This is a genomic window from Streptomyces sp. NPDC037301 (genome assembly GCF_055602785.1).
In genome coordinates this window covers 1-7,642 of sequence record NZ_JBVJWD010000001.1, presented here as the reverse complement: position 1 = coordinate 7,642, position 7,642 = coordinate 1, and the positions used below count along the sequence as shown (strand labels likewise).

General features: G+C 70.5%; 5 protein-coding genes. 1 reads left to right on the top strand and 4 read right to left on the bottom strand.

Annotation, left to right across the window (positions count from 1 at the left end; translation table 11 throughout):
* Positions 1 to 102: 102 nt before the first annotated feature.
* From ACZ7IB_RS00025 to ACZ7IB_RS00010, 4 genes are all read right to left on the bottom strand, one after another.
* Entirely contained in the window at positions 103 to 2,349 is a 2,247-nt protein-coding gene (locus ACZ7IB_RS00025) for an alpha-L-fucosidase (RefSeq protein WP_470907848.1), read from the bottom strand.
* A gap of 16 nt (positions 2,350 to 2,365) precedes the next feature.
* Complete coding sequence (locus ACZ7IB_RS00020) at positions 2,366 to 4,465, bottom strand: family 20 glycosylhydrolase (RefSeq protein ID WP_470907846.1); 2,100 nt, start codon at positions 4,463 to 4,465, stop codon at positions 2,366 to 2,368.
* Between the two features lie 322 nt (positions 4,466 to 4,787).
* Positions 4,788 to 6,101 (bottom strand): NAD(P)/FAD-dependent oxidoreductase, encoded by a 1,314-nt coding sequence (locus ACZ7IB_RS00015; RefSeq protein WP_470907844.1) that lies wholly within the window; start codon positions 6,099 to 6,101, stop codon positions 4,788 to 4,790.
* 170 nt (positions 6,102 to 6,271) lie between these two features.
* Entirely contained in the window at positions 6,272 to 7,171 is a 900-nt protein-coding gene (locus ACZ7IB_RS00010) for a TIGR01777 family oxidoreductase (protein WP_470907842.1), read from the bottom strand.
* A 321-nt stretch (positions 7,172 to 7,492) separates the two neighbouring features.
* On the opposite strand from ACZ7IB_RS00010, the gene ACZ7IB_RS00005 reads away from it, so the two are divergent.
* Positions 7,493 to 7,642 (top strand): helix-turn-helix domain-containing protein (locus ACZ7IB_RS00005; protein ID WP_470908721.1); only part of this gene is annotated, 150 nt, incomplete at its 3' end.

Below are 7,642 nucleotides of genomic sequence, written 5' to 3'. Positions count from 1 at the left end.
CGCCCTCCCTCCCCCCCCCCCCCCCCTCCCCCCCCCCCCCCCCCCCCCCCCCCCGCCCCCCCCCCCCCCCCCCCCCCCCACCACCCGTTCGGCAGGGCTCTCTCAGTGCCCGCGTACCTCGACCTCCGCCAGCGACAGCGGGTCGGTGCCGGACGCCAGCTGTACGCGGACGTACCTGCCGGAGGTGCCCGCCGGGAGCTGCACCGTGGACGGCCGTCCGGCCTGGCCGGTGACATGCACCGCCGTCACGCCGGGTGCGGTCCGTGCGTCATCGAGTCCGTCGGCCGTGATCGGGGTGTCCGAGGTCAGGACCCAGAAGTCCTTGAGCCGGTCGGAGCAGCAGTCGGTGCGGTTCCAGATGTCGACTGCGGACAGTGACTTCGAGGCGCCCAGGTCGACCTGCCACCATGCCTGCGACGAGGGTTCCGCGGTGTGGGTCACCGAGCCCGACTCGAAGGAGCCGTCGGTGTTCCCGTCGACGGCACGGGAGGCAGGGGCGTCCCACGCGGTGCTCTTCTGGGTGGCCGGCTTGTTCCGGGCGAGGTTCTCCGGAGCCACCGTGACCTTGACCGCCGTGGTGGTCGTGAGACGGCCGTGGCGCAGGGTGATGTTCAGCGTGTACGTACCGGGGGCCGCGGAAGCGGGCGGGGTCACGGTGAACGGGACCTTCGCGTCCGCGCCCGGCGCCAGCGGGTTCACCCGGGTGGCCGCCGGGGTGACGGTCCAGCCCTCGGGTCCGGACAGCCCGATCCTGGTCCCGGGTGCGCGCTTGCGGGCGGTGTTGGTGAGGGTCAGCGTGCCGTCGGCGGCGCGTCCGGGGTTGAGCTCCTTCGGTAGTTCGGTCCTCGTGCGGACGAGGGTGTTCACGCCCGGTGTGGTGACCTTGAAGACGTACGCGCTCGTGCTCCTGGTGGCCGACGCCCCGTTCTTCGGCGTCTCGACGATCACGCGGCCTGCGGAGTCCTTGTGCCAGGGCAGTGCGCTGCCGTCCGAACCGAGCAGAGTGATACGGGAGTCGGCGTCGACCGGCGTGTCGGCACCGAGGGTGAGTTCGGCGCCGGGCCACTCCAGCGCGGTCGCGTACAGCGTGCCGTCCTTCACCGTGTAGCGGATCTTGTCGTCTCCGGCCGGCTCCTCGGCGTGGTGCCAGTAGGTCGTCCCGTAGATCGCCTCGCCGTTGATCTTCAGCCAGGCGCCGATGTCGAGCAGTCGCTGCTGCTGGATCTCGGGGATGGTGCCGTCGGCGCGCGGGCCGATGTCGAGCAGCAGGTTGCCGTTCTTGCTGACGATGTCGGTGAGCGAGTCGATCAGCTGGTCGGAGGTGAGGTGGTCCTCCTCGGGCTCGTTCTGGTTGTAGCCGTAGGAGTGTGCGATGCCCCGGCTCGCCTCCCACTTGTTCGGGTCGATGTCCGGCTTGACCGTGTACTCGGGTGTCTGGAAGTCGAGTTCCTTGCTGTCCAGCGCACCAGTCTCGATCTTGCAGCGGTTGGCGACCGCGACTTCCTTCGGGTGCGCCCGGTTTTTCGCGCGGTTGTAGTAGTCGGCGATGACGGGTGCGGTCTTCCAGTACGAGGCGGGTTTGTCCCACTGCCCGTCGCACCAGATGATGTCGGGATCGTACTGATCGACCAGCTCGTTCAGTTGCGGCACCATGTAGTCGCCGACGTAGTCCTTGACCGACGGGGCGCCGGTGTACGGGACTTCGGCGCCGGTGTACGGGTTGCGGACCGGGCTGCCGGTGTACGACGGGTTGTACCACTCGTACAACGAGTAGTAGAAGCCCGCCTTCAGCTGCCCGCCCTTGGTGTCCTTGCGCGCCGCCTCGAACAGGTCGCCCGCCAGGTCGCGCTTCGGGCCGAGGTCCACGGTGTCGCGGCCGCTGACCTTGCTGTCGAACAGTGCGACGCCTTCATGGTGCTTGGAGGTCAGCACGAAGTATTTGGCACCGGCGTCCTTGAACAGCTTCACCCAGGCGTCCGGGTCGTACTTCTCGGCCTTCCACTGCCCGATGAAGTCGTCGTAGTTCGCGGCCGTGCCGTAGGTGTCCTTCTGATGGGTGTTGGTGGCGCTGCCCTTGCTGTTCATGTAGTTCCAGTACCACTCGGCGTAGCTGCCGCGCGGGCCCCAGGCGGGCACCGAATAGGCGCCCCAGTGGATGAAGATGCCGAACTTGTCGTCGTTGAACCATGTCGGCGTGGGGTGGCCGTTGAGGGACTCCACCGTCGGCTCGTAGTCCTTCGACGGGGGTTCGGGCGCGGCGGAGGCCGGGGTGGTCAGGAGGCCGGCGAGGGCCGCCAGGGCCGTCGCTCCGACGAGTCTGGTACGGGTATGGGCATGGGTGCGGGTCACTGCGGGTTCCTTCCGGTCAGCGGTCGTAGTGCGTGTAGTCGGCCCGGACCTGTTCGGGGCTCAACGCCTCGTCCCAGGTGGTGACTTCGTCGAGATCTCCGCGCAGCCCGGCCTTCTCGGTGCCGATCGAGCGCAGCGGGAGCGGAATGGACGCGTCGACCGTGCCGACGCGCTCGCCGTTCGCGTACAGGGTGGTGCGGCCCGGCTCGGTGACCCAGGTCAGCTGGACCCACTGGTTCAGCGGCAGGGTGAAGTCGAAGCTGTGGTCGGCTACGCCGTAGTGGGTGAAGCCGACCTTGCCGGTGCCCCACTGCTGGAGTTTGAGCGCGCCGGCCTTCGAGCTGAGCAGCACTTGGTCACTGGTCCTGCCGGTCGTCCTGACCCAGCCGGAGACGGTCCATGGTTCGGCCAGGTCGAGGCCGCCGAAGCCCACCCCGTCGCGGTCGCTGTCGAAGCGCCAGGCCTGTCCGCGCACCCCGTCCGGGACCGGAGCGGGGTTGTTGATGATGTACGAGGTGCCGGGCAGGTTCCCCGCGGTGTCCTCGGCGAAGATCGTGTTGCCGGGGCTGCCGGCCCACGTCCAGCCGCTCGGGTACGAGGCCTGGTCGAAGGTCCAGTGGTGGCTCGGGCGGCTGTCGTCGACCCGGGGTGTCACCGGGTCGGGCCGCAGCCCGGGCGGGTCGCCGAGCCGGGCGACCAGCCCCCGGAAGTCCTGCACGGTGTCCGGGGTGGCGGAGGCGTTCCAGGAGCGGTCCGCCATGATCGCGCGGGCGGTGGCCATCTGCTGCTCGAAGTAGCCGTCGTCGGCCCAGAAGTTGTAGTCGGCCCAGTTCATCAGGCCGGATCCGAGGAGATCGGGCGCGGTGCTGGGCACCCAGGAGTCGTACATCCAGGGCTCGTCGGGGTACGTGTGGTGATAGTTGTTCGGCGTGTCGTAGAACGGCCCGATGGCGATCTCGTCGTGGCCGGGGATGACGGGCTCGGTGCCGGTCCCCTCCCAGGTCAGGAACACCACGGGGGCGTGGACCTGTTGCTGGGGTGCGGCGAGGTGCTCGGAGCCGTTGTAGATCGCGGTGCGCTTGCCGTGCTCGGCGACGACGTCGTCGAGGGTGTTGATGTAGCCGTTCAGCAGGTCACCGAGGGTGCTGGTGTCCGGATCGGCGGCGAGATGGTTCTTGACACGGGGGCAGTCGGCGAGCTGGCCGGGCAGCTCGTCGGCGCCGATGCTGAACAGCGGGGCGTCGAACCAGCCGGCGAACTCGTCGACGATCCGGCGGGTCGTCCCGACCGCCTTCTCGCTGGTGAGGTCGACCATCCAGTTCGGCGTCAGGTGCGAGTGGGTGTGTGCCTGGGTGCACGGGTCGGGGCCGTCGCCGAAGCCGATTCCGAAGGCGTCGGTGATCACGGTCGCGTGTCCGGGCACGTCGATACCGGGCATCACCTGTACGTGATAGCGGGCGGCGACGTGCTTCAGCCGCTCGATGTCTGCGCGGTCGTAGCTGTGCGCGGGGTCCGCGAGTCCTGGGAACTCCGGGCTGAAGAGGCGGAAGCCCTCGGAGTCGGAGAACTGCAGGAACAGGGTGTTGAGCTTCTGGTCGGCCATCCGGCGGACCAGCTTCTCCAGGTACTCCGGCTGCCAGTACTTGCGGCCCGCGTCGAGCATGGTCATCCGGACCGGCTGGGCGGGACGGTCGGTGGAGCGGGCCTTCGGCACGGTCAGGTGACCGGGGGCGGTGCGCAGCAGCTGCAGGAGCGTACGCGTCCCGTAGAACAGGCCGTGGGTGGAGGCGGCTTCGATGCGGACGGCGTCCGTGCTCTCGAACCGGTAGCCCTCCGCGCCGAGTGCGCCGTGCTCGGTGAGCGTCAGCACGATGTCGCCGGTCCGCGCGTGCCGGATGTCGCTGCTGACGGTCGGAGTGACCCCGCTGACCTGGGTTACCTCCGTACGCAACTGCTTGGCCAGGTCCTGCACGGACTGGCTCGCGGGGCCCGGGAGTTCGGCCCGTCCGGCGGGGAGTGCGGTCGTGGACCGGGACCGGGGGTCCACCAGGATGCGGGTCTTCGCCGACAGCTGTGTGTGGCCGCCGAGGCCGGTCCACTGGGTCGGTCTGGGCACGACGGGAGGCCCTGGGGCGGCCGTTGTGGCGCTTGTGCTCGATGCGGGTTCGTCCGGAGGCTCGTTTGCCACCGCGACGGTAGAGAGAGATCCGATGACTAGAGCTGTGAGGAGCGGCAGAACGGGCATGATTCGGCGCACTACGGTCTCCTGGAGTCCGGTTTCGCCAGGACCGTAGCGGTAGATGTATTGCACGACAAGGGTGTTTGCGGGAGTGGTGTGGACCACTCCCGAAAACGGGAGGTGGGGAGAGAGATCCGATCTGTAAGGAGCGTTGGGGGTTGGGATCGGCCTGACCGGGGCAGGATGCGCGCGGGCGGACTCAGGCCGCTGCGCGCAGCTCCGCCTCCAGGCGGCCGGGCCGGATGCCCAGATCGCCGAGGATGGCGTGCGCCGCGCGGCGGCCCGAGAACAGGGCGCCCTGCACCGTGCTCGTGTCCCGGTGGTCGCCGCACACGTACAGCCCGGCGAGCAGCCGGACCGGGCGGCGCAGATCGTGCGGGGGTGGCATGGCGGGGACCGCCTCCGGGGCGTGGTGGGCGCGGAGGAGTTCCCAGTCGTTTGTGGGGGTGCCGTACAGCGCGGCGAGATGGGCACGGACCGACCGGTCGAGGTCGGGCGGCGGGGTGCCGAGCACCGTCGACGTGATCAGGGCCCGGCCGTGCGGGGCGCGCGAGGGGTCGACCTCGCTCATCACGCAGGTGTGGGCGACCGGGCCCGAGCGGTCGGCGTCCAGCAGCAGTGAGGCGCCGGTCGGCGGGGGAGCGGGGGCGGTGTGGTGCAGGACCGTCACCGGGTGGAAGGGCGGCACCCGCAGGCCGGGGAGCAGCTCGGCCGCGGCGCTCGCGCCGGTGGCCAGCAGCAGGGAACGGCAGCCCAGTTCACCGTGTTCCTTGGTGCGTACGGAGGTGATGTCGGCGGCGGTGACGTGGACCCCCGTCCGCACGGTGCCGGGTGGCAGGGCCGCCGCCAGAAGGTCGGGCAGCGTGGCCGAGCCGCCGGACGGTACGCACAGCCGGCCGCGTGCGTAGCCGCGCAGGGCGAGATCGGCGCAGCGGCTCGATGTGGTGAGCCCTGGGTCGCTGAGCAGCGCGGTGAGCAGGGGGCGCAGAAAGCCGTTGACCGTACGGGACGGCAGGCCGCGGCTGGACAGGGCGGCGAGCGCGGTCTGTTCCGGCCGGGCCAGGATGCGGGACGCCGGGGTGGTGGCGAGCCGGGCCAGGGCGGCGCCGAGCCGGGCCTGGTCGATCGGCCCGCCCATCGGCGGGCGGGGGGCGCTCGCGAGGGCGCGCGCCGCCTTGAATGCGCCCCGTGCGCTCCGTGTGTGCCGTACGTCGCCGGTCCGGTACTGGCGGCCCTCGCTGTGGACGAGGACCCCCGGTGCGAAGTTCCTCAGTACGAGCCCTTCGAGCCCTGGCGTCGTGCGCAGTTCCGGATACGAGGTGCTGAGAAGCGGGCCGAGGTGGTCGAGCCGGAATCCGTCCACTTCCTCGGTGGTCATCCGGCCGCCGACGCGTGGGCCGGCCTCCAGAACGCTGACGCTGACCCCTGCACTGGTCAATTGATGGGCTGCTGACAGGCCGGCGATCCCGGCACCGATGATGACGACGTCCGCGTGGTGTGCCGTGCTGAGCACGTGCCCCTCCCCGAGTCGGCGCAACTGCTGGGAGGCTCTTGCCCCCAACAGGCCCCCGGAATGCCCGAGTTCGCAACGAGGCTAGGAGGGGTCCGGTTCGGGCACAGTCGCGCGCGGCCCGGGGCACCGTTGCACGGGGTCGCACATCCGTGTGATTCGACCGTTCGTGGTCAGCGCAGTGCCGCGCGAATGGCGCCGTCGATGCCGGGGAAGGCGAAGGTGAACCCCGAGTCCAGCAGCCGTGCGGGCAGCACCCGTTGGCTGCCCAGCACGTCCTCCGCGAAGTCCCCGAGGGCGATCCGGAGCGCGGGTGCCGGGACGGTGAACAGCGTCGGACGGTGCAGCACGCGCCCCATTGCGGCTGTCACCTCGCCGTTGGTCACGGGGTCGGGGCCGGTCAGGTTCACCGGTCCGGACAGCGACTGCGTGTCGAGGAGGTGCCGCAGGGCCGCGATGTGGTCGTGCAGCGCGATGAAGCTCCAGTACTGGCGCCCGTTGCCGAGCCGCCCGCCGAGCCCCGCCCGGAACAGTGGGAACAGCCGCCCCCAGGCCCCGCCCTCCCGGGCGACGACCAGACCCGTGCGCGCGTACACCGTCCGGATGCCTGCCGCTTCCGCCGGGGCCGCGGCAGCCTCCCAGTCCACGCAGACGGACGGCAGGAAGCCCGTGCCGTGCGGCGCGCTCTCGTCGACCGCGCGGTCCCCGGTGTCGCCGTAGTAGCCGATGGCCGACCCGCACAGCAGCACCTTCGGCGGTACACCGAGGGAGGCCACCGCCTCGGCGATCGCCGCTGTGCCCAGCACCCGGCTGTCCCGGATCTCCCGCTTGTACTCCTGCGTCCAGCGGTGGTCGCCGACCCCGGCGCCGGCGAGATGGACGACGGCGTCGCAGCCGACCAGGCCCGCCCCGTCGACGTAACCCCGCTTCGGGTCCCACTCGACCTCGTCCCCGGCGCGCGCCGGGTGCCGGACCAGGCGCACGACCTCGTGTCCGTCGGCCCGCAGCGCGCGCACCAGCGCGGCCCCGATGAGTCCGGTGGATCCGGTGACAGCAATACGGGAGTACACCATGCCCCCATCCTGCCGCAGCGGCGCAGGGGGCGCCTCGCCCGTATCACTCGTCACGCCCGAATCACTCGAACAGCAGTTGTAGGGCGACATCCCGGTAGTGGCGCACATGCCGCAGACCGCCGCTGCCTCGTTGTCCGCCGCGGTGATGGCAGCGGAGAGCAGCCGGTGCTCCTCATCGGATTCCTCCGTGGATACTCAGCCCTTCAGGGCGGAGAGGAAACGGACTCCTGCGGAGCAGGGCAAGGAGCGGAGTTTCGCCCCAGGGCGAAAGGCCGTGCTGTGACCCGCAGATTTGAGCTTAACTCGCAGCACCGCTAGTTTGTGAGGGTGACCACGAGCCGTGTGAAGCGGGCGTTCAAGTACCGCTTCTATCCGGCTGATGCGCAGGCAGCCGAGCTGTCGCGCACGTTCGGTTGCGTGCGGAAGGTCTACAACCTGGCGCTCGCCGCCCGCACGGAGGCATGGGTGCGG

Excerpts from the sequence above, each read along its gene's own strand:
- ACZ7IB_RS00010 (WP_470907842.1), bottom strand. The coding sequence starts at position 7,171 with ATGGTGTACTCCCGTATTGCTGTCACCGGATCCACCGGACTCATCGGG.